General features: G+C 70.7%; 21 protein-coding genes and 2 pseudogenes. 15 read left to right on the forward strand and 8 right to left on the reverse strand.

Annotation, left to right across the window (positions count from 1 at the left end; genetic code table 11):
* The first annotated feature begins 2 nt into the window (after positions 1 to 2).
* From ACTWO6_RS16060 to ACTWO6_RS16080, 5 genes are read left to right on the forward strand one after another with little or no spacing between them, the layout of a single operon-like run.
* Positions 3 to 959, forward strand: a complete 957-nt coding sequence (locus ACTWO6_RS16060; RefSeq protein WP_446220415.1) for an ABC transporter permease — start codon at positions 3 to 5, stop codon at positions 957 to 959.
* Positions 956 to 1,840, forward strand: coding sequence for an ABC transporter permease (locus ACTWO6_RS16065; RefSeq protein WP_446220416.1), 885 nt, complete (start codon positions 956 to 958; stop codon positions 1,838 to 1,840). Before ACTWO6_RS16060 ends, ACTWO6_RS16065 begins: the two co-directional genes overlap by 4 nt.
* Entirely contained in the window at positions 1,840 to 2,904 is a 1,065-nt protein-coding gene (locus tag ACTWO6_RS16070) for an ABC transporter ATP-binding protein (protein WP_446220417.1), read from the forward strand. The genes ACTWO6_RS16065 and ACTWO6_RS16070 overlap by 1 nt, the downstream gene beginning before the upstream one ends.
* The gene (locus ACTWO6_RS16075) at positions 2,901 to 3,902 is read left to right on the forward strand and encodes an ABC transporter ATP-binding protein (RefSeq protein WP_446220418.1); all 1,002 of its coding nucleotides are present in this window, start codon (positions 2,901 to 2,903) and stop codon (positions 3,900 to 3,902) included. The genes ACTWO6_RS16070 and ACTWO6_RS16075 overlap by 4 nt, the downstream gene beginning before the upstream one ends.
* On the forward strand, positions 3,899 to 5,689 hold the full coding sequence (locus ACTWO6_RS16080) for a gamma-glutamyltransferase family protein (protein ID WP_446220419.1): 1,791 nt from the start codon (positions 3,899 to 3,901) through the stop codon (positions 5,687 to 5,689). Before ACTWO6_RS16075 ends, ACTWO6_RS16080 begins: the two co-directional genes overlap by 4 nt.
* Positions 5,690 to 5,692: 3 nt before the next feature.
* Here the strand turns inward: ACTWO6_RS16080 and ACTWO6_RS16085 are convergent, their stop codons facing one another.
* A complete protein-coding gene (locus ACTWO6_RS16085; RefSeq protein WP_446220420.1) occupies positions 5,693 to 6,373 on the reverse strand; it encodes a GntR family transcriptional regulator in 681 nt (226 codons plus the stop codon).
* Positions 6,374 to 6,531: 158 nt separating this feature from the next.
* Here ACTWO6_RS16085 and ACTWO6_RS16090 point away from each other — a divergent pair, with 158 nt between their 5' ends.
* The gene (locus tag ACTWO6_RS16090) at positions 6,532 to 7,188 is read left to right on the forward strand and encodes a YoaK family protein (protein WP_446220421.1); all 657 of its coding nucleotides are present in this window, start codon (positions 6,532 to 6,534) and stop codon (positions 7,186 to 7,188) included.
* Positions 7,189 to 7,310: 122 nt separating this feature from the next.
* Here the strand turns inward: ACTWO6_RS16090 and ACTWO6_RS16095 are convergent, their stop codons facing one another.
* Positions 7,311 to 8,576 carry an MFS transporter gene (locus ACTWO6_RS16095; protein ID WP_446220422.1) on the reverse strand — a complete coding sequence of 422 codons (1,266 nt, stop codon included), beginning with the start codon at positions 8,574 to 8,576 and terminating at the stop codon, positions 7,311 to 7,313.
* Positions 8,577 to 8,660: 84 nt separating this feature from the next.
* On the opposite strand from ACTWO6_RS16095, the gene ACTWO6_RS16100 reads away from it, so the two are divergent.
* On the forward strand, positions 8,661 to 9,542 hold the full coding sequence (locus tag ACTWO6_RS16100; protein ID WP_446220423.1) for a winged helix-turn-helix transcriptional regulator: 882 nt from the start codon (positions 8,661 to 8,663) through the stop codon (positions 9,540 to 9,542).
* Between the two features lie 40 nt (positions 9,543 to 9,582).
* On the opposite strand, the gene ACTWO6_RS16105 is transcribed toward ACTWO6_RS16100, so the two are convergent.
* From ACTWO6_RS16105 to ACTWO6_RS16120, 4 genes and pseudogenes are all read right to left on the reverse strand, one after another.
* Complete coding sequence (locus tag ACTWO6_RS16105; RefSeq protein ID WP_446220677.1) at positions 9,583 to 10,362, reverse strand: ABC transporter ATP-binding protein; 780 nt, start codon at positions 10,360 to 10,362, stop codon at positions 9,583 to 9,585.
* 65 nt (positions 10,363 to 10,427) lie between these two features.
* Positions 10,428 to 11,006 (reverse strand): annotated as a pseudogene (locus ACTWO6_RS16110) (iron chelate uptake ABC transporter family permease subunit); the annotation flags it as partial.
* A complete protein-coding gene (locus ACTWO6_RS16115; RefSeq protein WP_446220424.1) occupies positions 10,979 to 11,368 on the reverse strand; it encodes an NAD(P)/FAD-dependent oxidoreductase in 390 nt (129 codons plus the stop codon). The pseudogene ACTWO6_RS16110 and the gene ACTWO6_RS16115, both read right to left, overlap by 28 nt.
* 261 nt (positions 11,369 to 11,629) lie before the next feature.
* Positions 11,630 to 12,100, reverse strand: coding sequence for a response regulator (locus ACTWO6_RS16120; RefSeq protein ID WP_446220425.1), 471 nt, complete (start codon positions 12,098 to 12,100; stop codon positions 11,630 to 11,632).
* Positions 12,101 to 12,298: 198 nt separating this feature from the next.
* Between ACTWO6_RS16120 and ACTWO6_RS16125 the strand changes: the two genes are divergently transcribed.
* On the forward strand, positions 12,299 to 12,763 hold the full coding sequence (locus ACTWO6_RS16125) for a DUF5709 domain-containing protein (protein ID WP_446220426.1): 465 nt from the start codon (positions 12,299 to 12,301) through the stop codon (positions 12,761 to 12,763).
* An 88-nt stretch (positions 12,764 to 12,851) separates the two neighbouring features.
* Here the strand turns inward: ACTWO6_RS16125 and ACTWO6_RS16130 are convergent, their stop codons facing one another.
* Positions 12,852 to 14,885: a glycosyl hydrolase family 28-related protein gene (locus ACTWO6_RS16130; protein WP_446220427.1), complete on the reverse strand. Its 2,034-nt coding sequence runs from the start codon at positions 14,883 to 14,885 to the stop codon at positions 12,852 to 12,854.
* A gap of 225 nt (positions 14,886 to 15,110) precedes the next feature.
* Positions 15,111 to 15,995 carry an aminoglycoside phosphotransferase family protein gene (locus tag ACTWO6_RS16135; protein WP_446220678.1) on the reverse strand — a complete coding sequence of 295 codons (885 nt, stop codon included), beginning with the start codon at positions 15,993 to 15,995 and terminating at the stop codon, positions 15,111 to 15,113.
* A gap of 210 nt (positions 15,996 to 16,205) precedes the next feature.
* Here ACTWO6_RS16135 and ACTWO6_RS16140 point away from each other — a divergent pair, with 210 nt between their 5' ends.
* The 7 genes and pseudogenes from ACTWO6_RS16140 to ACTWO6_RS16170 form a co-directional block, all read left to right on the forward strand.
* The gene (locus tag ACTWO6_RS16140; protein WP_446220428.1) at positions 16,206 to 17,213 is read left to right on the forward strand and encodes a LacI family DNA-binding transcriptional regulator; all 1,008 of its coding nucleotides are present in this window, start codon (positions 16,206 to 16,208) and stop codon (positions 17,211 to 17,213) included.
* A gap of 307 nt (positions 17,214 to 17,520) precedes the next feature.
* Complete coding sequence (locus ACTWO6_RS16145; RefSeq protein WP_446220429.1) at positions 17,521 to 18,900, forward strand: ABC transporter substrate-binding protein; 1,380 nt, start codon at positions 17,521 to 17,523, stop codon at positions 18,898 to 18,900.
* Between the two features lie 86 nt (positions 18,901 to 18,986).
* Positions 18,987 to 19,943 (forward strand): carbohydrate ABC transporter permease, encoded by a 957-nt coding sequence (locus ACTWO6_RS16150; protein ID WP_446220430.1) that lies wholly within the window; start codon positions 18,987 to 18,989, stop codon positions 19,941 to 19,943.
* Positions 19,944 to 19,956: 13 nt separating this feature from the next.
* Positions 19,957 to 20,844: a carbohydrate ABC transporter permease gene (locus ACTWO6_RS16155; RefSeq protein ID WP_446220431.1), complete on the forward strand. Its 888-nt coding sequence runs from the start codon at positions 19,957 to 19,959 to the stop codon at positions 20,842 to 20,844.
* Between the two features lie 93 nt (positions 20,845 to 20,937).
* The gene (locus ACTWO6_RS16160; RefSeq protein WP_446220432.1) at positions 20,938 to 22,593 is read left to right on the forward strand and encodes a glycoside hydrolase family 13 protein; all 1,656 of its coding nucleotides are present in this window, start codon (positions 20,938 to 20,940) and stop codon (positions 22,591 to 22,593) included.
* A 480-nt stretch (positions 22,594 to 23,073) separates the two neighbouring features.
* Positions 23,074 to 24,249 (forward strand): low temperature requirement protein A, encoded by a 1,176-nt coding sequence (locus ACTWO6_RS16165; RefSeq protein ID WP_446220433.1) that lies wholly within the window; start codon positions 23,074 to 23,076, stop codon positions 24,247 to 24,249.
* 4 nt (positions 24,250 to 24,253) lie between these two features.
* Positions 24,254 to 25,036 (forward strand): annotated as a pseudogene (locus ACTWO6_RS16170) (SPFH domain-containing protein); the annotation flags it as partial.
* Positions 25,037 to 25,232 lie beyond the last annotated feature (196 nt).

Here is a 25,232-nt window from a genome sequence, read left to right on the forward strand (position 1 = left end):
TCGTGATCCGCTACCTACTCAGGCGCGCCTGGCAGTCAGCGCTGACCTTGTTGTTGTCAACCGTCGTGGTGTTCCTCGGTGTGCGGGCCCTTCCCGGGGACCCCGCGCTCGCACTGGCAGGGGAGGACCGGTCGCCCGAGGCGCTGGAGGCCATCCGTCACCACTACGGGCTGGACCAGTCGCTGCCACTTCAGTTCGCGCAGTACGTGGAACGCGCTCTGCAAGGGGACTTCGGGGTTTCGATCCGAACCGGGATGCCGGTCTCGTCGATGCTCACGACCGCCCTGCCCGTGACGGCCGAGCTCTCCATCCTGGCGATCCTCATCGCCGCGGTGCTGGGCGTCGGCGCCGGTGTGCTCGCGGCAGTGCGTCGCGGGCACCCCGCGGAGTGGTTGGCCAACGGACTGGCACTGGTGGGCCTGTCGGTGCCGCACTTCTGGCTCGGACTGCTCGCGATCCTCTACCTCTCCGTGGCGACGGGGCTGTTTCCGGCCTCCGGCTTCGTGCCGCTCCTGCAGGATCCGGTGGACAACCTGCACCACATCGTCCTGCCGGCCGTGATTCTCGGCACGGGGCTCGCCGCCATCATCATGCGACAGACGCGATCCGCGATGTTGGACTCGCTCTCCTCGGACTACGTACGGACGGCGAAGGCGAAGGGTCTTCGGCCGCGAGCTGTCATCACCCGGCATGCCCTCCGGAACAGCCTCATCGTGGTGGTGACGATCGTTGGCCTCCAACTCGGGGGCCTGATATCTGGCGCGGTCGTCACCGAGCAGATCTTCGGGCTCCCGGGCTTCGGCAAGATGACCATCGATGCGGTGTTCCAGCGGGACTACCCGGTGATCCAGGCTGTCGTCCTGCTCACCGCAACGGCCTACATCGTGATCAATTTCTTCGTTGACCTGCTCTATTCGGTCATCGACCCACGAATTCGTGTGACGGGGGATCCGGCATGACCGTCCTCACCGTTCCGATGGCGGAAGCCGGGCCCGCCAGCATCACTCGACGCACCCGGGTCCTCAGACGGTTGCGAAGGAATCCTCTCGCCGTAGTGAGCTTCGTCGTGCTCGCGCTCGCGGCCGTCGTTGCCGTGCTCTCGCCCTGGATCGCCCCATATTCCGTCGAGCAGACCGACTTTGCCCACACGTTCTCGCCTCCGGGCACCCCGGGACACGTGCTGGGGACCGACGATCTGGGCCGTGACGTCCTGTCGCGCATCATGCTGGGGGCACGAGCGTCCCTCGAGGTGGGACTCCTGGCGGTAGCCACCTCTCTGGTCATCGGCGTACCGCTAGGGCTCGCGGCCGGCTATTTCCGGGCGTGGGACGCCGTGATCTCACGGTTCACCGACCTGCTGCTCGCGTTTCCGTTCCTGATCATGGCAGTGGGGTTGGCGGCCGTCCGGGGCGCCAGCCTCGGAAACGCCGCCGTGGCCATCGGGATCGCGCAGATCCCGGGGGTCATCCGCGTGGTGCGCTCGGACACGCTACGGCTCAAGTCGCTGGACTTCGTCGCCGCGGCCGTCGTGGACGGTGCGAGCGACCTGTGGGTGCTCGCCCGGCACATCCTGCCCAATGCGACGTCGGTGATCCTGGTGCAGGCCACGGTCGCGATCCCGGCCGCGATCCTGGGAGAAGCGGTGCTCTCGTTCCTCGGCCTCGGCATCCAGCCCCCGGCCCCCAGCTTGGGAACCATGCTGGCCACTGCTCAGCAGTTCGCCGCCCGCGCCCCGTGGGCAGCAATCTTCCCTGGTGTGGTGATCATGATCCTGGCGCTGGCGTTCAACGTCTTTGGTGACGCCCTTCGTGACGCCCTCGACCCGAAGGGAGACCGGTGATGACCACAGTCGAACAGCCGGGCACCGCCTCCTCCGTGGTCGGCACACCCGTGCTGGAGATACGCGATCTTTCGGTCTCGTTCACGACCGAGGGCGGGACTGTCTCGGCCGTCGACCGGGTAAGTCTGGATCTCGCTCCCGGGGAGATCGTCGGCATGGTGGGCGAGTCGGGCTGCGGCAAGAGCGTCACGGCGATGAGCATCGCGGGCCTGCTCCCCAGCAGCGCCCGGGTCTCCGGTTCGGTGCGGCTGAGGGGAACCGAGCTTGTCGGTACCCGTGAGTCGGTGCTGCGCCGGGTGCGCGGTAAGGAGATCGCCTACATCTTCCAGGAACCGATGACGTCCTTGAACCCGGTGCTCACCGTCGGGCGCCAGATCGGTGAGGTGCTGCAGGTTCACGAGCGGATGTCCAGGCGGGGCGCCCGGGCGCGGGCCGTGGAGTTGCTGTCGCTCGTCGGGATCCCGTCCGCCTCGAACCGTGTCGACAACTACCCACATCAGCTCTCCGGGGGCATGCGCCAGCGGGTGATGATCGCGATGGCGGTGGCCTGCGGCCCGAAGGTGCTGGTGGCCGACGAACCGACCACCGCCTTGGACGTCACGGTCCAGGCCGGCATCCTCCAGGTGCTCCGAGACCTGCGCGACAGGCTGGGCACGAGCATCCTCATCATCACGCACGATCTCGGCGTGATCGCCGACGTCGCGGACCGCGTCGTCGTCATGTACGCCGGGCGGGTGGTGGAACGGGCGCAGGTCACCGACCTGTTCGCGCACCCGTACCACCGGTATACGGCCGGGCTTCTGTCGGCCTCACCAACTCCGGGCAAGCATGCCGGCACCGAGCGGCTGCAGGAGATTCCCGGACTGGTGCCCGTCCTGTCCAGCCAGCCCGACGCGTGCACGTTCGCGGACCGGTGCCCGGCTGCCGACTCGCAGTGCCGTGACTCCGCCCCGCCCCTCGAGGTGGTCAGGACAGGAACCGCGCTCGCGGCGAAGGACCACCTCGTGGCATGTTGGCACCCTTGCCCGGCGCCTCGGACGCAGCCTCAGGAGACGAACCTATGACGCCGCAACCGAACGCCCTCGAACTCGAGGACCTGGTGATGCACTTCGGGCCGGTGCGAGCCGTGGACGGTGTGTCCCTCACTATTCCCAAGGGCCGGGTCACGGCGCTGGTGGGGGAGAGCGGCTCCGGGAAGTCGACGGTGGGCCGGTGCGTGGTGAGGCTCGTGGAGCCCACCGTCGGCGTGGTCAGGATAGACGGGACTGATGTCACGCACCTGTCCCGGCGACAGCTACGCCAGCACAGAAGTGAGGTGTCGATCGTCTTCCAGGACCCCGCAGGCTCGCTGGACCCGCGCATGCTGGTGGGCGACGTGGTGGCTGAACCATTGCGTTTGTCGGGTAAGCGGATCTCGCGACGCGACCGGGAGGCGCGAGTCGCCACGGAACTCGGAAGGGTCGGCCTGCGGGCTGAAGTGGCGCGCCGGTATCCCCATGAGCTCTCCGGAGGGCAACGCCAGCGGGTCAGCATCGCCCGGGCGCTGATCTCCGAGCCAACGCTGCTCATCGCGGACGAACCCACCAGCGCACTCGACGTGTCGGTGCAGGCGTCGGTGCTCAACCTCCTGGCCGACCTGCAGCGGGACATCGGGTTCGCCTGCCTCTTCATCACACACGACCTGTCTGCGGTGGAGTACCTGGCGGACGAGATCGCCGTCATGTACCTCGGCCAACTCGTCGAGACGGGCTCGCGTGAGCAGATCTTCACGCGACCCGCCCACCCCTACACACAGGCGCTGCTGGCGGCCGCACCGGTGGCCGACCCGGTCCGCCAACGGCAGCGTCAGCCGGTACTGCTCGGCGACGACCTGCCGTCCGCGCTGGACCCTCCGTCCGGCTGCCGCTTCCGTACCCGATGCCCTCTCGCGTTCGACAGGTGCGCGACGGAGGTACCGGCGCAGGTTGAGTTCGGTGGCGGGAAGGCCGCGTGCCACCTGGTGCAGCCGGACGGCACACGGCCTGACGTTCGGACCGTTGACAACAGTGAGGTGCTTTCATGACGTTCACCACCAGGCCCACGCTGCAGGGAACCTTCGGGATGGTGTCCTCGACGCACTGGCTCGCCAGCCAGGCGGCCATGGGGATCCTCGAGCGCGGCGGGAACGCCTTCGACGCGGCCGTCACCGCCGGGTTCGTCCTGCACGTCGTGGAACCACACCTCAACGGGCCAGGCGGTGAGGTGCCCGCCATCGTCGCAACGGCCCAGGACCCGGCGCCGAAGGTGCTGTGTGGGCAGGGGCCCGCGCCGGCCGGTGCCACGATCGAGCACTTCCGGTCCCTCGGGATGGACCTCATCCCCGGATCCGGCCCGCTCGCGGCGGCCGTGCCCGGCGCCGTGGACGCCTGGCTCCTCCTGCTGCGGGACCATGGCACGCTCTTTCTGGAGGAGGTGCTGGAGCCGGCGATCGGATACGCCGGCGCCGGCCATCCGCTGGTCGGTAGGGTCGGCGACACCGTGGCAGCCGTGCAATCGCTGTTCGAGGAGCATTGGCACACCTCCGCGGAGCTCTGGCTGCGCAACGGCAAGCCGCCGGCGGCGGGCGAGATGTTCGCCAACCCGGCCTACGCGCGGACTCTGCAAAGACTCGTCAATGCCGGACAGGCAGGCGGCTCCGACCGCGAGGCGCAGATCGACGCCGCACGTCGCGCCTGGAGTGAAGGTTTCGTGGCCGAGGCGATCGACCGGTTCTCCCGGGAACCGTTCCAGGACTCCAGCGGGCGTCCCCATGCCGGCCTCGTCACCGGCGCGGACATGGCTGCCTACTCTGCGACCTGGGAGGAGCCGGTCACCCTCGACTGGAACGGTCACTCGGTGGCGAAGACCGGTTTCTGGGGCCAGGGCCCGGTGCTGCTGGAGACGCTGTCGGTCCTCGACGCGCTCGACGACCCAGCCGCGTACGACCCGTCAACCGCTCACGGCATCCACGCCCAGGCCGAAGCGCTCAAGCTTGCGTTCGCCGACCGCGAGGCCTGGTACGGCGATGGCATCGACGTGCCCCTGAAGGCGCTCCTTTCCAGGGAGTACGCACGGGAGAGGGCAGGTCTGATCGGAGGGCGGGCGTCGGCGGAGCTACGACCGGGGCGTCCCGATGGAGCGGAACCGCGTCTCCCTGGCTATGTCCAACAGAATGCTGGACGCCGGGCCGACGTGGTGGATCCCACGACGGGCGAGCCGACGGTGAAGCCGGACGGCGTCACCCGCGGCGACACCTGTCACGTCGACGTGGTCGACCGATGGGGCAACATGATCTCCGCCACCCCGAGCGGTGGCTGGCTGCAGAGCTCTCCCACCATTCCGGACCTCGGCTTCCCCCTCGGCAGCCGACTCCAGATGTTCTGGCTGGAGGAAGGTCTCGCCTCGTCGCTTGCCCCGGGACGCCGACCCCGTACCACCCTGAGCCCGACACTGGTGCACCGCGACGGCGCGCCCGTGCTGGCGTGCGGCACTCCCGGCGGCGACCAGCAGGATCAGTGGCAGCTGCTGTTCCTTCTTCGCCATCTGGCGGGAGGTCGGTCCCTGCAGGAGGCCATCGACGCGCCCATGTGGCACACCACCAGCCTGCCGGCGTCGTTCTACCCGCGCGACTTCGAGCCCGGCGTCCTGGTGATGGAGGACCGCCTGGACGAGGATGTCCTGACGGCACTGCGTGCGTACGGGCACGAGGTACGGCTCTCCGGCTCGTGGAGCCTCGGCCGGCTCTGTGCCGTGACCCGCGATCCGGCTACGGGTGTGCTCGGGGCAGGGGCGAACCCGCGTGGCATGCAGGGCTATGCCTGCGGCCGTTGACTGCTAGCGGGCTCCATACCCGCCTTCGGCGTTCTCGTAGGCGGCCGCGGATGCCGCGTCGAGATGGGAGAGTGCGGCCTGCTCGGCTCGCTCACCGTCACCTGACTCGATGGCGTCGACCAGCTGAATGTGCTCGGTCCACGAGTGTGGTGCTCGTTCCGCGGCTCCCAGTCGGAAGACCCATTGCACATGGAGGTACAGCGCCTTGGCGATCGACGACAGCCAGGGGTTTCCGCTGATCTGGAGGATCCGCAGGTGCAGGGCGGTGTTCAGTTCGGCGACCCGTCGCAGGTCCTGCTGCTCCGTCGCCTCGTGGCCCTGGTCCAGCAGCGCCCTCAGGGCGGCCACGTCCGCCGCCGTCGCCCGCTCGGCCGCCAGCCGGGCGGCCAGCGCCTCCAGGCGCTCGCGGACGGCGAACATGTCGGCGATGGTCCCGCTGCTGGGGGAGGCGACAACCGCCCCGCGGCGGGGCAGGATCACGACGAAACCTTCTGCCTCTGCGACGCGCAGTGCCTCCCGGACCGGGTTGCGAGAGACGCCGAAGTCTTCGGCCAACCGGTCCTCGGTCAGCCGCTCGCCCGGAGGGTAGTCGCCGTTGATGATGGCGGTCCGTAGGGCGGCGAGGACCTGGTCGCGTAGCGGCAGGTGTTGAGCGCCGAGCTTGTCCCGCAGGTCTTCAGCCACCTGATCGCCTCTCCGTGAACGTCCCGACGAAGTGTATACGAAGAACAATCCGTGGAGGATAGCCGACAGTGCTGAAAACAGTGCCGCGTGTCATGCGCTCCCGTGCCACAGCAAGAGGAAGCCTGGATCTCCTCAGGCGAAGGCACGCCCTCGTTGTCGTGCTCACGTTCTTGACCGGATGCGCCGACGCCGTTGGCTTCCTCTCCCTGGGCGGCGCCTTCTCGAGCGTGATGACGGGCAACATGGTCCTGCTCGGGCTGGCAGCGGGCAGAGGCGAAGCAGATCTTGCCCTGACTTCAGGCTGCGCCATCGTGAGCTTCATTGCCGGCGTCCTCGCGGGTGCCCGCCTCGCCGGCTCGGCGCAGCCGAACGACCCCGTCTGGCCGGGTCGGGTCACCCGGGCGCTCGTCCTGGAGCTCCTGGTGTTCGTCGTGTTTCTCGTCGTCTGGGAGCTCAACCTTCCCAACCACTCGGAGCACGTCGATCTCGCTCTCCTGATGCTGTCGGCAGCGGCATTGGGTGTGCAGAGCAGCGCCGTCCAACGGTTCGGCGTACCGGGCCTCTCCTCCACATACCTGACAGGCACTCTCACGAGTCTGATCGCCGGTGTTGCCGCTCGGACCCCCTGGCGTGGCTTGCGGCCCAAGGCTCAAGTCCTGGCGGCCCTGATGAGCGGCGCCGCTGTCGGTGCCCTGGTGGCTGTACACCTGTCCGCGTGGTCGCCGGCACTGTTGATCGCGCCGCTCGTGTTCGTCATCGCCGTGTCCTCGCGGATGGCTCAAGAACCCGGCGTCGAGGTGTCGACCGCTCCCTAGGCAGAAGCAGTACGGCCCTGGACCTACTGGAGGTCGAAGAAGGGCAGCAGCAACGAGTGAGCATCGACCGGCTCGGCCAGGTCGCGGACGGCGCGCGGACGTTGCCGCGGGACGCCGCAGCGTCAGCGCGCGGCCGCGACGGGCTCTCGCGCGGTCGGTCCATCGACCGCCAGGTCGGTCAGGTCGTGCAGACCGCGGACGGGGGAGAAGAGCAGAGCCAGCGGGGCCAGCACCGCCGCCGCGGCGAAGGCGAAGAGGGTGACCCGGGCGCCGACCAGCCCGGCGAGGGTGCCGGCGATCAGGCCGCCGACGGGGATGGCGCCCCAGGAGACGAAGCGGACCGTGGCCATCACCCGCGACAGCAGGTCGGGCGGGCTCGCGATCTGCCGGTAGGTCCGGGTGGTCACGCTGAGCACCACCACGCCGCCGGCGAAGACCACGTTGCCCGCTGCGAACGCCAGGTAGGCCCTCCAGCCGACGCCGACCGGGACGAGGAACGCGCCTCCGACGGCGATCAGGCAGGCGACCACGAGGGAACGGGCCGTGCCCCACCGTCCGGTGATCCACGGGGTCAGCGTGGCGCCCACCAGCGACCCGACGCCCTCCACGGCCAGCAGCACGCCGACCAGCGCGGCCGGGGCGTGCAGCTCCCGGACCAGGTAGAGCGGGTAGACCGCGAGTTGGGCGCCGCAGACGAAGTTCACCGCAGTGGCCGTCCACATGGTCGGCCCCATCACGGGGTGGCGGGTCACGTAGCGCCAGCCCTCGCCGATCATCTCGCGGAGCGGGGGCCACCGGTCCGGGGCGTCGACCCGCCGCGCGGGCAGCGAGCGCAGCAGCGCGGCCGAGACCAGGTAGCTGGCCGCGTCGACCAGCACCGTCGGCACCGCGCCGAGCGCCTGCACCGCGAGCCCGCCCAGGGACGGGCCGCTGAGCTGGGTGGCGGCGTGCGTGGCCGAGGTGAGGCTGTTACGGGCGTGCAGCTGCTCCCGGCCGACGATGGCCGGCAGGAACGTGGCGTTGGCGACGTCGAAGAGCACGTTGGCGAAGCTGACGACCAGCGCCACGACGACCAGTTGGGCGACGGTGAGCCAGCCCCACCACCAGGCCACGGGGATGGACGCCACCGCGACGGCGCGGGCGAGGTCGGCACCGACCTGGGCGCCGCGCAGCGGCAGCCGCTGCACGATGACGCCGGCCGGCAGCCCGATCACCAGCCAGGCGACGTAGCTCGCGGCGGCGATCAGGCCCATCTCGAACGCGGACGCGTCGAGCACGGTCAGTGCGGTCAGCGGCAGCGCCACCGCGCCGACCGCCGACCCGACCAGGCTGGTCGTGCCGGCGGTCCACCAGCGCCAGAACACTCCGGCCCCCTGCCTGACGGTCATGCCGTCGACCCCCGTTCCCGAGCCAGTGGGTTCCAATCTGAAACGGACTATAGTCGACGTGGTCGGACGGACGGGAGGTGGGATGTGAAGCGGACGGATCTCGGCGACGCGGACTGCGGCATCGCGCAGGCCCTCGGCGTGCTCGGCGACTGGTGGACCTTCCTGATCGTCCGCGACATCGCCGGCGGCACCACCCGGTTCGACGCGTTGCAGCGCGAGCTCGGCGTCAGCCGGCGGGCCCTCACCGAGCGCCTGGGCGCGCTGGTCGAGCACGGGGTGCTGCGGCGCCAGCCGTACTCCGCCCACCCGCCGCGCCACGACTACCTGCTCACCCGCAAGGGCGAGGGCCTGTTGCCGGTGCTGATCGCCCTGCAGGACTGGGGGACCCGGCACGTCATGGGCGACGGCGACCTCACCGCCACCGCCGACGCCGACTCCGCCGAGGCCCGCCGGGTGCACCAGCTGGTCGGCCGCCGGCTCCCGGCGCTGACGCTGCCCCGGCACGACGCCGGCGAGGAGGCACCGGCCGTCCCCGGCCGGTGGACCGTCCTCTACCTCTTCCCCGGGGCGTTCGCGCCCGGCGCCCAGGGCCTACCGCGCGGCTGGGAGGACATCCCCGGCGCCATCGGGTGCACCCTCGAATCCCGCACGTACGCCGACCGGCACGACCTCTTCCGCGCCGCCGGCGCCGAGCTACGCGGGGTGAGCACCCAGCGCCCCGACCAGTTGCGGGCGTTCGCCGAGCACGCCCGGCTGCCGTACCCGCTGCTGTCCGACCAGGACGGTCGGCTCGCCGCCGGTCTGCTCCTGCCGACCTTCCGGGCGGGCGGCGTGGACCGGTTCAAGCGGCTGTCCCTGCTGCTCGACCCGGACGCCGTGGTGCGCGCGGTGCAGTTCCCGGTCACCGACCCGGCCGGCTCGGTCGACGAGATGCTGGACCTCGTCGCGGGGCAGCGCACCCCCTGAGCACGCGCCCGGGGGAGACCTGAACGCGGCCGGTGCGCGGTCACGCCGGCACCGGGCCGACCCGGCGGCGGGCGGCGGGCACGACCAGCGGCGTCCCGGTCTCCGGGTCGTCGATGACCCGGCAGGAAAGCCCGAACACCTCCTCGACGAGGGCGGCCGTCACCACCCGGCGCGGCTCCCCGGCGGCGACCACCGCGCCGTCGCGCATGGCCACCAGCTGGGTGGCGTAGCGGGCGGCCTGGTTGAGGTCGTGCAGCACCGCGACCAGGGTGCGGCCCTGCTCCTCGTGGAGCCGGGCGCACAGGTCCAGGACCTCGACCTGGTGGGCGATGTCCAGGTACGTCGTCGGTTCGTCCAGCAGCAGCAGCGGGGTCTGCTGGGCGAGCGCCATGGCGATCCACACCCGCTGCCGCTGCCCGCCGGAGAGCTGGTCGACCGGCCGGTCGGCGAGGTCGGCGACGCCGGTGTCGGCCATCGCTCCGGCGACGATCCGCTCGTCGTCGCGGGACCACTGTCGCAACAGCCCCTGGTGCGGGTGGCGGCCGCGGGCGACGAGGTCGGCGACGGTGATGCCGTCCGGGGCGACGGAGGACTGCGGCAGCATGCCGAGGACGCGGGCGACCTCGCGGGTGGAGCGCCGGTGGATGTCCGCGCCGTCGAGCAGGACCGCGCCGGCGGCGGGGTGGAGCAACCGGGCCAGCGCGCGCAGCAGGGTGGACTTCCCGCACGCGTTGGGGCCGATGATCACGGTGAACGAGTCGTCGGGTACGGCCAGCGTCAGGTCCTCGGCGACGGTCCGCCGCTCGTACGCGAGGGTCATCGCCCGGCCGACCAGCCGGGGTGTGTCGGGGCGCATGGGTGGTGCTCCGTTCTCGTGGGGGCGGGTCACAGCCGCCCGGCCCGGCGTTCGGTGGCCAGCAGCCAGACCAGGTGTCCGCCGCCGATCACCCCGGTCACCACGCCCACCGGCAGCTGGCGCCCGGTGACGGCGTGCTGAGCGAGCTGGTCGGCGGCGACCAGCAGTGCGGCGCCGAGGACGGTGGCCGGCAGCAGGTTCGCTCCCGGCGCCCGGGTCAGCCGGCGGGCCAGGTGCGGCGCGGTGAGCGCGACGAACGACACCGGGCCGGCGGCGGCCGCGGCGAGCGACACCAGCGTGACCGCCGCGGCGAGCAGCAGCGGCCGCAGCCGCCGCACCGGTACGCCGAGCGTCGTGGCGAGGTCGTCGCCCATCCCGGTCACGCCCAGCGCCCGCCCGCCGGCGAGGACGGCCGGCGCGAGCAGGGCCAGCGCCGCCAGCAGCGGCAGCGCGTTGACCCAGCCCCGCCCGTCGAGGCTGCCGGTGAGCCAGAGCGTGGCCCGGGCGGCGTCCATCAGCGGCGCCCGGGTCAGTAGGAAGCCGTTCACCCCGGCGAGGATTGCGGTGACGCCGATGCCGATCAGCACCAGCCGGTGGCCGGCGAGGCCGAGACGTCCTGGTCGACGCAGCTCGGCGCCTCGGTGGCGGTGCTGCCGTAGAAGACGCCCCGCCCGCTGAAGTCCGACAGCCCGGGCGCGTCGAGCACCCGGTACGACACCCCGGTGGCGAGCACCACCGTGTGGGCGGCGATCTCGCTGCCGTCGTCGAAGCGCAGCAGCCGGGCCGACCCGGCGGCGCTCAGCCCGACCACCTCGCGGGTGCTCAGCAGTTCGGCGCCGAACTTCGTCGCCTGCCGCCGGGCCCGGTCGGTGAGCTGGGCGCCGGAGACCCCGTCGGGGAAGCCGAGGTAGTTCTCGATCCGGCTGCTCTGCCCGGCCTGCCCGCCGGTGGCGCGGCGCTCCACCAGCACCGTCCGCAGCCCTTCGACGCCCCGTACACGGCCGAGCCGAGTCCGGCGGGGCCGCCGCCGACCACGACCAGGTCGTAGAAGTCGGTCGCCGGCGCCACGGTGAGCCCGGCCAGCGCGGCCAGCTCCGTCTGGGTCGGCGCCACCATGGCCTTGCCCTCTGCGGTCACCACCAGCGGCAGGTCCGCCTCGGTCGCCCCGGCCGCGTCGAGCAGCCGGGCGCCCTCCGGCTCGTCCACCAGCAGCCAGCGGTACGGCACCAGGTTACGGGCGAGGAAGTCGCGGACCTTGAACGACGGCGCGGACCAGCGGTGCCCGACCACCCGCAGCTCGGCGAGGACGGCGTCGGGACTGGCCGCCCACGCGTCGAGCAGGGTTGTCCAGCACCGGGTAGAGCTTCTCCTCCGGCGGATGCCACGGCTTGAGCAGGTAGTGGTCGAGGTCGACCACGTTGATCGCATCGATGGCGGCATCGGTGTCCGCGTACGCGGTGAGCAGCACCCGGCGGGCGGCCGGGAAGATGTCCATGGCCGCCTCGAGGAACTCGATACCGGTCATCTGGGGCATGCGGTGGTCGGCCAGCAGCAGCGCCACCTGCTCGCCGCGCAGCTTGATCTCGCGCAGCGCGTCCAGCGCCTCCGGCCCGGAGTTCGCGCGGACCACGCGGTAGCGGTCACCGTACCGCCGGCGGACGTCCCGGGCGACCGCCCGGGACGTCCGCCGGATCGTCGTCAACGGTCAGGATCGCCGGGTTCGCCATGGCGCCCATGAACCACCTCGCCTGCGGCGGGTGAACGGGGTTGCGACGGGAGTCCCAGCTTTGGCCCATCGGGCACGAGCCGTGACCTGGGTCGGCCGTGCGATGGCCCAGCCGGGAAAGTGACTAACATCGGCAGCGGAGCAACCACCGCGCCACCCCTTGGGAGGTCCCCCATGAGCGCCGATGCCGGTAGCGACGAGGTGCAGCAGTACGACGACATCGAGGACGACGGCGTTCTCGACGGTTCCGACACCCTCGAGGACGGTGTCGGGGACCCGCTCGACGTCGGGATCGTGGCGACCGATCGCTGGTCGGGCGCCAACCGCTTCGGTACGACCGCCGCGGAGGAGCACGCGGGTGAGTCGCTCGCCCAGCGGCTCGCCGAGGAGGAGCCCGACATCTCGTCCGACGACGATCCCGCGCCCTACGCCGACGAGGACGAACTGACCCGGCGGGGATTCGACCGCGACCTGCGCGCCGGGCGGCTCGTCGACAGCAACGAGGGGTCCGGCGAGGATGTCGAGGCGGACTCCGTCGCCCGGGAGGTCGGCATCGACGGCGGTGGCGCCAGCGCCGAGGAGGCCGCGGTGCACGTCATCGATCAGCCCTATGCCGAGTCGGAGACGCCGCTGTGGTGAACGGCCGGTAGCCGCCGGTCGGCGGCTTCCGGCAGGTCACCCCGTCCAGGGCTGAGGGCCCGGACAGGGTGACCCACCGGACGCCGACTCACCAGGGCGCGGGCGCCGGCGGCGGTACGACGGTCGGGCGGTCGTTGCAGGTGATGGTGTTCGGCAGCAGCCACGGCGCCAGCCAGCCACCGTCGTTGCCGCCGAGGTCGGTCAGGCTGAACTCGGAGCCGGCCGGGGTGAAGTGGAACGATCCGCAGTTGTTGACCCCGACCGCCCCGATGTTGCGGGCGTCGACGTTGGCGAAGGAGGCGGAGCCGGCCGTGCGGGCGCTGACCACCGAGGTGCCGGTGCCGTCGACCCGGATGTCCCGGAATCCGACGCCGGTGATCGCCACCTGGTCCTTCACCGGCCAGTCGCTGACCAGCATGATCGCGTTGTAGGTGTTGTCCAGGAAGGCGTCCCCGACGACCTGGATGTCCGCGTCGATGCTGCGGTCCAGCGCGTAGAACCAGATCGCGCCGAGGCCGATGTTCCAGTTCAGCTCGTAGGTGCCGGCGCGCACGGTGGTGTTGTCGGTGATCCAGAGGTGCCCGGTGAACGGCTCGGCGCCGAACCGGGAGCCGACCTGGATGGCGCTGCCCTCGCGGACCGGATCGGCGATGAGGTTGTGCGACACCGTGTTGTCCGTGCCGCCGTAGAGGGCGATGCCGTTGGCCAGGACCGGGGACTGGACGGTGTTGTGGTCGAAGGTGTTGTGGGCGTTGCCGGTCCGCTCCGACCACATGGCCAGGCCGTCGTCGCCGGTGTTGCGGATGAAGCTGTTCGAGACCGACGAGTGGGTGACGCCGGTGTGGAAGTTGAGGCCGTCGGCGATCTGGTCGGCGATGACGGTGTCGGTGACCCGCAGGTCGGTCATCGGTCCGTCGAACCACATGCCCACCTTGGTGTGGTGCAGGTACAGGCCGTCGATGGTGGAGTGGTTGAGTGCCCCGCCGATCGCGTTGACCTGGTCGAGGTCGATCCGCTCCCGGACGTCGCCCTCGATGGCGAAGCCGGAGAGGTGCACGTTGCTGCTGCCGCCGACCGCCGCGTCCCGGCCGTAGAAGCCGACCCCGGTGTGCATCGAGCCGTCGGGGGCGGGGGTGTCCAGGGCGACCTCCCGGCCCCGGATCACGGTGTACCAGCTGCCGGCGCCCTCGATCGTCACGTGGTCGACGATGATGTGCCGGTTGACCTGGTACGTGCCCGGCGGGAGGTAGACCGGCCGGTGGGTGCGGCGGGCCACCGAGATGGCCCGGTCCAGCGCGTCGGCCGAGTCGCGCCGGCCGGACGGGTCGGCGCCGAGGGCGACGGCGTTCACCGCGTGCGGCGCCACGTGCGGCGGTCCGACGAGCTCGGAGTCCAGCAGGTCGATGACCGTCCAGGCGGCGGCGCTGCCGGCCGGCGCGGTCAGCCGGACGATCTCGCCGGCGCGGTGGGTGCGGCCCAGCAGCAGGCGCTGCTCGTCGTAGAAGTGGTGCGGCCGGAACGGCTTGCTGATTGTCGGCGCTGGCGTGGTGGCCGCCGGGACGCAGGAGCACTCGGTGATCCACCAGTCGGGGTGCAGCAGCCCGGCGTCGGGGTCGTTGCTGAACGGGTACTGGTTGTAGAGCCAGGCGTACTGCGAGGTCAGGGTCATCGTGCGGGGCCGACCGCCCACGGCGACGTCGAGGGGCGCGGTGATGCCGCCGCCGTCGGGCGAGTCCGGGATGCTGTACCGGATGGTGATCGCGTTGGCCGCCGCCGGCAGGGTGAACTCGACGTACTGCCCGGGGGTCAGTCGGACCGCCCGGCGGCCGGAGGCCTCGCCCGCCAGCGTGTACGCGGACCGGTCGGGACCGATCACCGTGCCGGTGGTCCGGGCGTGTTCGGCCTCCTGCTCGAGAAAGCCGACGGCGGCGCCGCGGCCGGCGACGAGCGACGGATCGAGCGCGGCCCGGGTGACCACGGGCGCCGGACCGGCGGGCCGGGGACCGGCCGCGGCGGCGCCCCCGGTGAGCACGCTCAGCGCCACCGCCGCGGTGACCGCGGCGGTCCGGGCGGCACCGCGGCGGCGTCCCGGCGCGGCGTCCTCGTCGAAGCTTCCGTACATCGGATGACCCACTCTCTCGGGTTGGTCTGACGGATGCCGCCGCCCCGACGTCCCGATGGCGTCGCTCTCAGGACGGCCCACTGGGGCAGCCGTGGGCGTGACGCGCTCATGTTATTGCTATAAGTTGTAGATATTCAAGCATCCCTTTGTTCATATCTTGCGATGACGTCATGGTCGAGCCGGAGCCGGCAGGGCGGCCGCCGGCTCCGACAGGCGCGCCGCCGGTCATTCCAGGAGCGCGTCGAGGGTCCGGCGCGCGGTGTCGGCCATGACGGGATTGGTGCCCACGTAGTAGGCCAGCGCACCGATGGCCTGCACGAGGGCCCACCCGCGGCCGCGCTGCCACGTCGCGTCGTCGACCCCGAGGGCGCGCCGGTAGGTGTCGCGGGCGTCCACGGGCAGCAGGTTCCACGCCGGCATCAGGTCCACGGCCGGGTCACCGACACCGACCGCGCCGAGGTCGATGACCGCGGCCAGCCGGCCGTCGCGCACCAGCAGGTTCCCCGGCATCAGGTCGCCGTGCAGCCACACGTCGGGCCCGTCGTGGGGGGCCGCGTCGCGGCACTCCGCCCAGGTCCGGGCCAGCCGCGCGGTGTCGGTCAGGTGAGTGCTCTCGCCCAGGGCCCACCGCACGTACGCGTCCCTGGTGTGCAGCGGACCGCCTCGGCCGCGCCCGTCCCAGGTACGCCCGCCGGTCTCCATGTCGTGCACGGCCGCGACGAACGCGGCCAGGTCGGCGGCGAACACCCGCGGCCCGCTGATGGTGCGCCGGTCCGCCGGCTCGCCGGGTATCCACCGGTACGCCGTCCACGGGCCGGCGTAACCGGGACCGGGCTCGCCGACGGCGATCGGCTCGGGAACGGCCACCGGCACGTGCGTGGCGATCCGGCGGGCGTGGTCCTGCTCGGCCACCAGCTCGTCGCGCAGCGCGGCGTCCAGGCTCGGCCGCAGCGGGAACCGCAGCGCGATCTCGTCGCCGAGCCGGAACAGGGTGTTGACCGTCCCGTACGACACCACCGGCCGCACCGGATCCGCCCGCCAGTGCGGGAACTGGGCGCCGACGAGCGCCGTGACGACGTCGGCGGTGATGTCGACCTGATCGGCATGCATCCTCACCCGGCGATCCTCACACCCGCGCACCCGCGGCGGCGACCGCGTTACCGCCTGCCTCCCGCCGCGCCGCCGGCCCGCGCGGATGGCGGCGGCGGGTGCGCGGGCGGGTCCCGCAGGTCCGGCCCGGGGACGGAGGCGCCGCCGTACTGATGTCACCGGGCAGCACATGGTTCATTTCTTGCAAGAATCCGACGTAGGATTGCGGCCGTGACGAAACGGTTGAGTGAGGTGGCCCGCAAGGCGGGCGTCAGCGAGGCCACCGTGAGCCGGGTGCTCAACGGCCGCGGCGGCGTCTCCGAGGCCACCAGGACCGCGGTGCTCACCGCGCTCGACGTGCTCGGTTACGAGCGGCCGACCAAGCTGCGCGGCGAACGGGCCCGGCTGGTCGGGCTGGTCCTGCCCGAGCTGCAGAACCCGATCTTCCCGGCGCTGGCCGAGGTGGTGACCGGCTCCCTCGCCCAGCGGGGCTTCACCCCCGCACTGTGCGCCCGCACCATCGGCGGGGTGTCCGAGTCGGACTACGTCGAGATGCTGCTGGACCACCAGGTCTCCGGCGTCATCTTCGCCGGCGGGTTGTACGCCCTCGCCGACGCCCCGCACGAGCACTACCGCCGGCTGACCGACCGGGGGCTGCCCGTCGTGCTGGTCAACGCGGGCGTGGACGAGCTGGGGTTCCCCCGGGTCTCGACCGACGACGCGGTGGCCGTGGAGCAGGCGTGCGGGCACCTGCGTTCGCTCGGCCACGAGCGGATCGGCATGGTGCTCGGCCCCGAGGGCCACGTCCCGTCGCGGCGCAAGCTCGCGGCGATGCAGCGGATCGCCGGCTGGAGCGAGCCGGGGGAGTGGGTGGAGCGGTCGAGCTTCTCGATGGAGGGTGCCCGGGTGGCCGCCACTAAGCTGGTGAACCGGGGGATCACCGGCATCGTCTGCGCCAGCGACGTCCTCGCGCTGGGGGCGATCCGCGCGGTGCGCCGGCTGGACCGCGCGGTGCCGGCGGACGTCTCGGTGGTCGGCTTCGACGACTCGGCGTTCATGACCTGCACCGATCCGCCGCTGACCACCGTTCGGCAGCCCATCGAGACGATGGGTCAGGCGGCCGTCGACCTGCTGGTGACCCAGATCGAGGGCGCCGGCGTGCACGGCGACGAACTGCTCTTCGAACCTGAGCTGGTGGTGCGCGGTTCGACCGGGCCGGCGCGGGCCGCGACCGGGTAGCGCGGGACGGAGCACAAAAAGGGACGGACCCTCCGAGGTCCGTCTCTTTTTGCGTCCGGAATGGCGCCAGTCCCTGTCTTTCATCCTTCGGTTCAGTTCTTGCGCGACCTGATTCGGCTTTGTATCGTCATCGGCACGAAACATGCCGTGCACGAGAGCTAGATCACCATCCCGCGCGCCGGTCCGCCGCAGATCCAGGCGGCGGGTCACCTGGCGGAGACAGATCAGTAGCAGGGTTCGGCCGCGGTGACGATCACCGCAGATCAGCGAAGGTCATGGAGACTCCCGTTCCCGAAGGGATGGACAGATGTCCGTACCGAAGTACCGGAAGGCTGCGGCGTCAGCGCTCGTGGCCGGCCTGGGGCTCAGCCTGGTGGCTTGCTCCACGAAGAGTGACGACGCAAAGACCGATGCAGGCGGCAAGGTCACCATCACCGTCGACTGCCAGCCGGTCGGCGCCCAGAAAGAGCTGCTGAAGAACTGGAACGACGACGTCGTCGAGTTCCAGCGGCAGAACCCCAACATCGTCGTCAAGAGCGTCAGCGTCGGCGAGCAGTGCAACAACCCGCCGGACTTCACGGCTCGCCTCGCCGGCGGCACCGTCACCGACCTGTTCTACGGGTACATGACCGATCTCCAGCAGGTGCTCGACTCCGGTCAGGCGATGGACATCACCGAGTTCGCCAACAAGGACACGGTCCCCTCCTGGGACAGCGTCGACCCGGCGCTCAAGGAGGTCTTCACCGACGGCGGCAAGCTCTATGCCGTCCCGGTAAAGAACTACTCGATGGGCCTGGTCTACAACAAGGTCCTGTTCCAGCGGGCGGGGCTCGACGTGAACAACCCGCCCAAGACCTGGGGCGAGGTCCGGGCCGCCGCCAAGAAGATCTCCGCGCTCGGCAACGGCATCGCCGGCTACTCGGAGTACAGCGCCGGCAACACCGGAGGCTGGCACTTCACCTCCTTGCTCTACTCCCAGGGCGGCCAGGTGCTGACCGCCGACGGCAAAAAGGCCGACTTCAACAACGCGATGGGCAAGCAGGTCCTGCAGAACCTCAAGGACATGCGGTACGGCGACAACAGCATGGGCGACCGCCAACTGCTGCAGTGGGCTGACCTGCTGACCAATGCCGGCGCGGGCAAGGTCGGCATGTTCGTCGGCGCGCCGGACGCCACCCAGGCGATCGTCAGCCAGTTCCAGGGCAAGTTCCAGGACTGGGCGATGGCCCCGCTGCCCGGCCAGGACGGCGCGGCGAAGGGGACGCTCGGTGGTGGTGAGGGTTACTTCTTCAAGAAGGGCCTCACCCCCGAGCAGGTCAAGGCCGGTCTGAAGTGGATCGCGTACCAGAAGCTGACGCCGGGCAAGGGCCAGTTCGACTACGTCCGGGCCAAGCCGCAGAACTACCCGGTGGGCCTGCCCCAGCCGCTGCTCTTCGCCAACGGCAGCGACACGCAGAAGCAGGAACTCGAGCTGCGCAAGGCGAACGCGAACGTCGACACCGCGAACTTCGCGATCTTCGAGGCGAACCCGGTCCCGATCAATGGTGAGCCACGCAACGCGCAGGCGATCTACGCGGTGCTCGACGCCGCGATGTCCGGTGTGCTGACGAACCCGAACGCGAACATCGACGCGCTGCTCAAGACGGCCGAAGACAAGGTCAACCAGCTCCTGGCCGCCGAAAAGTGACCTGAAGGTGTGGGGGCTGGCGCGCCGCCGGCCCTCACACCGTCCGCGCCGCACCGTCGGCGTCACTGACTCACACAGGAGTTGCCTTGGCGATCACCACCGCCCCGGGGACCAGGAGAGAACCGGGTCGCCCCGCGTCGCCGTACCCGGCAGGGCCGCAGCGTACGAGCCTCGGCCGCAAGGTACGCGACAATCTCACCGGGCACGCGTTCCTGATCGGCGCGGTGATCTGCTTCGCGTTCTTCTCCTGGTATCCGATGATCCGCGGCGTCGTCATGAGCTTCCAGCGCACCCGGCGCGGCGTCACGAGCTGGGTCGGCTGGGACAACTACGACCGCATCATCGCCGACCCCAGCTTCTGGACGGCCTGGAAGAACACGTTCTACTTTACGATTCTGGCGCTGGTTCTCGGGTACGCGGTGCCGTTCTTCGTAGCGATCCTGCTCAACGAGTTTCGCCACGCCACGGGGTACCTGCGGATCCTGGTCTACCTGCCGGTGATGCTGCCGCCAGCCTCGGCGCTCTTTCTCTTCAAGTTCTACGCGTACGACCCCGGCGACGCGGGACTCTTCAACTCGATCCTCAAGGCGCTGCACCTGCCGACATCGCAGTGGATGCAGTCCCCCGAGATGACGATGCCGGCGATGGTAATCGCGTCGACCTGGATGAACATGGGCGGCGCGGTACTGATCTACCTGGCGGCACTGCAGAACATCCCCGGCGAACTCTACGAAGCGGCCGAGCTCGACGGCGCCGGGATCTGGCGGCGGATCCGCAACGTCACAATCCCGCAGACCCGGCTGATCCTCGCGCTCCTGGCGATGCTGCAGATCGTCGCCACGATGCAGTTCTTCATCGAGCCGCTGATCCTCGCGAACGGTACGGGCGCGGAGGACTCCGCGACATCGGTGGCGTACCTCATCTACCAGCACGGGTTCTTCCAGAACGACCTCAACGGCGCCGCGGCGCTCGGCGTGATCATGCTCGTGGTGCTGGCCGGCTTCTCCGCCGTCTACGTGCGGCTCAGCTCGAGACAGGATTAGGACGGGACGACCCATGGCACAGGACTCCGGGACCCGGACCCTCATCTCCCACGCTCAGCTTCGGCGGGGGCGCGGCAAGGTCATCTACTGGACGCTGCTGGCCGTCGTCGTCGTGGGCTTCACGCTCGTCTTCCTCGGGCCGCTCTACTGGATGGTCACCGGCGCGCTCAAGTCCGGCCAGGAGATCGCGCAGACCCCGCCATCGCTGTTCCCGAAGGATCCGCAGTCGCAGAACTACGCTGACGCGTGGAACAACCTGAACCTCGCGAAGCTGCTGTTCAACACGTTCTACTACGCGGCTGGCGCGCTGGTGTTCCAGCTCGTCCTCGACACCGCCGCGGCGTACGCCTTGTCGAAGCTTCGACCGGTGTTCGGCAACGTGATCCTCGGCCTGATGCTGGCAACGCTGATGATCCCGGCGATGGTCCTCATCGTTCCGCAGTACGTGACCGTGATCGACCTGCCGATCCTGCACATCAACCTGCTCGACTCGCCGTTTGCGATCTGGCTGCCCGCGGTCGCGAACGCGTTCAACATCTTCCTGCTGAAACGGTTCTTCGACTCGATCCCGGAGGAGTTGATGGCGGCGGCCCTCATGGACGGGGCGACGCCGCTGCGCACGCTGTGGTCGATCATCCTGCCGATGTCGCGCCCCATCCTCGGCGTCGTCTCGATCTTCGCGGTGACGGCGGTCTGGAAGGACTTTCTCTGGCCGAAGCTGGTCATGCCGTCCCCCGAGACCCGGACGGTCAGCGTCGGCATCTACGCCTTCTCGGGTGGTACGCCCATGAACGTGGTGGTCGCCGCGTCGGTCATCGCCGCGATCCCGACCGTCATCGTCTTTCTGATCTTCCAACGGAACATCATGTCCGGTCTGACCACAGGCAGCCTCAAAGGCTAGCCCCGCAGGTGCGCGGCGAACAACGACAGTTCGCCCGATACACCTTCAGGTCCGGCGAACCCGCCGACGTACTGACGCAGAAAGCAGGTGCTCGTGTCCACACCAGACAATGGTCCGTGGTGGCGTGGAGCGGTGATCTACCAGGTGTACCCACGGAGCTTCGCCGACGGCAACGGCGACGGCATCGGCGACATCGCCGGCATCCGGTCCCGGCTGAATCACCTGTCCGCGCTCGGCGTCGATGCGATCTGGTACAGCCCCTGGTACCCCTCCCCGATGGCCGACGCCGGCTACGACGTGGCCGACTACCGCGACATCGACCCGGTTTTCGGCACCCTGGCCGAGGCGGAGGCGCTGATCGCCGAGGCACACGCGTTCGGCATCCGGACCATCGTCGACGTGGTGCCGAACCACTGCTCCGACGTGCACCCCTGGTTCCAGGCGGCACTCGCCGGCGGCCCGGAGGCGCCCGAGCGCGAGCTGTTCTGGTTCCGCCCGGGTCGCGGCCCGGACGGCTCGCAGAAGCCCACCGACTGGGTCTCGCCATTCGCTGGCGACACCTGGACCAGGACCACCAACCCGGACGGCACGCCGGGCGACTGGTACCTGCACCTCTTCGCCCCGCAGCAGCCCGACTTCAACTGGGACCACCCCCGGGTGCGCGCCGAGTTCGAGGACATCCTGCGGTTCTGGCTCGACCGGGGCGTGGACGGCATCCGGATCGACTCGGCGGCGATGCTGGCCAAGGACCCGACGCTGCCCGAAGCCACCCCGGACGGCCCGAACCCGTTCGTCGACGTGGAGACGGTGCACGAGATCTACCGCAGCTGGCGGCGGATCGCCGACAGCTACCCCGGCGAGCGGGCGCTGATCGGCGAGGTGTGGCTGCCCGACCATGAGCGGTTCGCCAACTACCTCCGCCCCGACGAGCTGCACGCGGCGTTCAACTTCGACTTCCTCGGCTGCGCCTGGGAGCCGGCCGCGCTGCGGGCCTGCATCGACGCGACGCTGGCCGCGCACGCCCCGGTCGGCGCCCCGGCCACCTGGGTGCTCTCCAACCACGACGTCACCCGGCACGTCACCCGGTACGGCCGGGCGGACACCACGTTCAGCTTCGCGGCCAAGCGCGAGGGGGTCCCCACCGACCTGGAGCTGGGCACCCGGCGGGCCCGGGCCGCCGCGCTGCTCTCCCTCTCGCTGCCCGGCGCGGCCTACGTCTACCAGGGCGAGGAGCTGGGCCTCTGGGAGGTCGAGGACGTTCCCTACGAGCTGCGCCAGGACCCGATGTTCGCCCGCTCCGGCAGGGTCGACCCCGGCCGGGACGGCTGCCGGGTGCCGCTGCCGTGGACCGGCGACGCACCACCGTTCGGGTTCAGCCCGGACGGTTCCGCGGCGGCGCCCTGGCTGCCGCAGCCAGCTGACTGGAAGGACCGCACGGTCCGCGCGCAGACCGGCGACCCGCACTCGATGCTCGAGCTGTACCGGGCCGCCATCGCCGTCCGCCGGGCCGACCCGGCGCTGGGTGACGGCGAGCTGACCTGGCTCCCGGCGCCCGCCGGCGTGCTGGCGTACCGCCGAGGCGGCGACTTCCGCTGCCTGGTCAACCTCTCCGACGCGGCGGTGCCGCTGCCGCCGTACCAGCGGCTGCTGCTGGCCAGCGGTCCGCTCGACGACGACCTGCTGCCGCCGGACACCGCCGTCTGGCTGCGTACCCCCGAGGAGCCCCGCGGGCCGGCGGTCCCGGCCTGACCCGCGCCGCGGCGTCGGCGGTCCGTCCCGACCGCCGGCGCCGCGCCCCACCAACGCAAGGAGGTCCGAGGGAGCACCCGCCACGCCGCACGTACACGGGGGACCTGGCCCGGGAGGTCAACGCGGCGATCAACATCCTCGCCCAGGGACGCTGGGAGAGCCTAAACGCCTGTGGAGCGCGGGTAAGATCGGCACCCGTGCCGGCACCGCGCCGAAAAGCAGGAATCCACCCCCACGCCGCGTGTCCCACCCGCAGCGCGGCGGGGCCGGAAGCAGGTGCCCCTCCACCATGTCCAGATTCCGTGCCAGGCAGGGCTTGGAATCTTGGCCAACGAGCTGCCGGAGCCGGGTCAAGGCCCGGCGGTTGGCTCGGCCACCTTCACGGACCGGGCCGGCTGCGGCATTGTGCCCCGGACGCGCTCCCGTGATGGTACGACTGTCGTCAGGGGCGGCTCATCTGATGCCTCCGGGAGGACGGGGATGGCGAAGGGGCTTCCCTGGGGCCTGTTGCGACAGCGCGAGGACCCGAGGCGGGCGTCGTTCCTGGAGCTCTTCTTCGACCTGGCCTTCATCTTCGCGTTGACCCGGCTGTCGCGGGAACTCCAGCTCGACCTCAGCCTGCACGGCGCGTTCCGGGTGTCGCTGCTGTTGGCGGCCATCTGGTGGGTGTGGTTCGTGACCGCCTTCTCCTCGGACTGGTTCGACCCGCGGACGCCGCTCATCACCACGCTGCTGCTCTGGGCGATGTTCGGCGGCCTGCTCATGGCCGCCGCCGTACCGACCGCCTTCAGCGGGCACGCCCTCGTGTTCGCCGGTGCCTACGTGGCCATCCACCTGGGCCGGGCCGCGCTGTTGATCCCCGCACTGCGGGGCCATCCGCTGCAACTGCGGACGGTGCGGGTCGCGATCTGGTTCGCGCTCTCCGGCATCCTGTGGCTGGCCGGCGCATTCGTCGCGCCGGCCCGCGAGGTGCTGTGGGCGGTGGCCCTCGTGATGGACTACTCCCTGGCCAGCCTGGGCTGGCCGACGCCGAGGCTCGGGCGCAGCACGTGGTCGGAGCGGCAGGTCGTCGGCGAGCACCTGTCGGAGCGCTACCAGCAGATCTTCATCATCGCGTTGGGCGAGCTGATCCTGATGGCCGGCATCACCTACAGCGAGGCCGGCTTCGACCAGGAGCGCACGCTCGCGTTCGCGCTGACTTTCGTGACCGCGGTCAGCATCTGCCGGCTGTACCTCGCCCCCGCCGGCGTGCAGCTCGGCAGCGCCATCGAAGAGGCCGGGCCACCCGGCAACCGGCTGGCGTTTCTGGCCGGCTACCTGCACCTGGTCATGATCGCCGGGACCGTCACCATTGCCGTCGGCGCGGAGCTGATGATCGCCGAGCCGACGTCCAGCGATCCCGACCGACAGGCCGTGATCGCCGCTGGGCCGGTGCTGTTCCTGACCGGCCGGATCCTGCTCTCGGCGTTGATCCACCATCGGCTGTCCTGGCCCCGGGTGATCGGGCTGATCGTCTTCATCATTGGTGGCCTGGTGGGCGGACAACTGCCGCTGGTCGGTGCCGGGGTGATCACCACGTGGCTGCTCATCGTGATCGCGCTGGCCGACGTCGTGGCCGACCGGACCATTCGACGGCGGGGACCGGCACGAACGTAACCTGATGAACGCATCCGAATGCTTTCGCATCGGAGCAGGATGTCCGTCCGCCGCCCGGCCGAACTTCGCCCCGACTGTTGCGTCGCGCGCCTCGAGGCTGGCCCGCCACCCCGAAGGTCCGGCGCGTCCGGGCTCCTTTCCCTGGGGCCCGAGCCCGGCGCACAATGAGCCGAGGCCGGCGGCGGATGATCCGCAGGCGGCGCGGACGCGGTCGGCGCCCGGTCCCGGGGAGCATGGTGGACGGTCAGTCACTGGTCGGCAGGACCGCGCGGGTGGTGCACCCGCTGCGCGACGGTTGCCCGCTCCCAACGAGGCGCTGCTCATCAGCGGACGAAAGCAGCGGGGAGCGGATGCGCTGCCCTTCAAGATCGTCACCGGACACGGCGTCTTCGTGGTGCCGGTCCTGTCCAAGGCCACTCGGCTGACACTGGCCATGCAGGAGGCCGAGGTGACCGAGGACTGCTACACCAAGCAGGGCATCACGCTGACCGTGCAGGCCGTCATCGCGTTCAAGGTCGGCGACGACCACGAGTCCATCGCCGCGGCGGCCTGCCGCTTCCAGGGCGACCAGACCCAGATGCCGACCCTGGTCGGGCGGATCTTCGGCGGTCACCTTCGCAGCATCATCGGCAGCATGACCGTCGAATCGATCATCCGCGAGCAGCAGACCCTCGCCGACGCCATCGTGGACGCCAGCAAGACCGAGATGGCCCGGATCGGCCTCGCCGTCGACTCGCTGCAGATCAGCAGCATCGACGACAAGGGCGTCGGCTACATCAGCGCGCTCGCCGCGCCCCACCAGGCCAAGGTCAACCAGGACGCCAAGGTGGCGCAGGCCGCCGCGGACCAGGCCAGCGCCATGGCGCAGCAGGAGAGCGTCCGGCACCAGGCCGAGTACGCCCGGCAGACCGCCATCGCCCGGGCCCAGTACCAGGCAGAGATCGACCAGGCGCAGCAGACGGCGGCCCAGGCCGGCCCGCTGG

The sequence above is a fragment of the Micromonospora sp. IBHARD004 genome, from assembly GCF_052814115.1.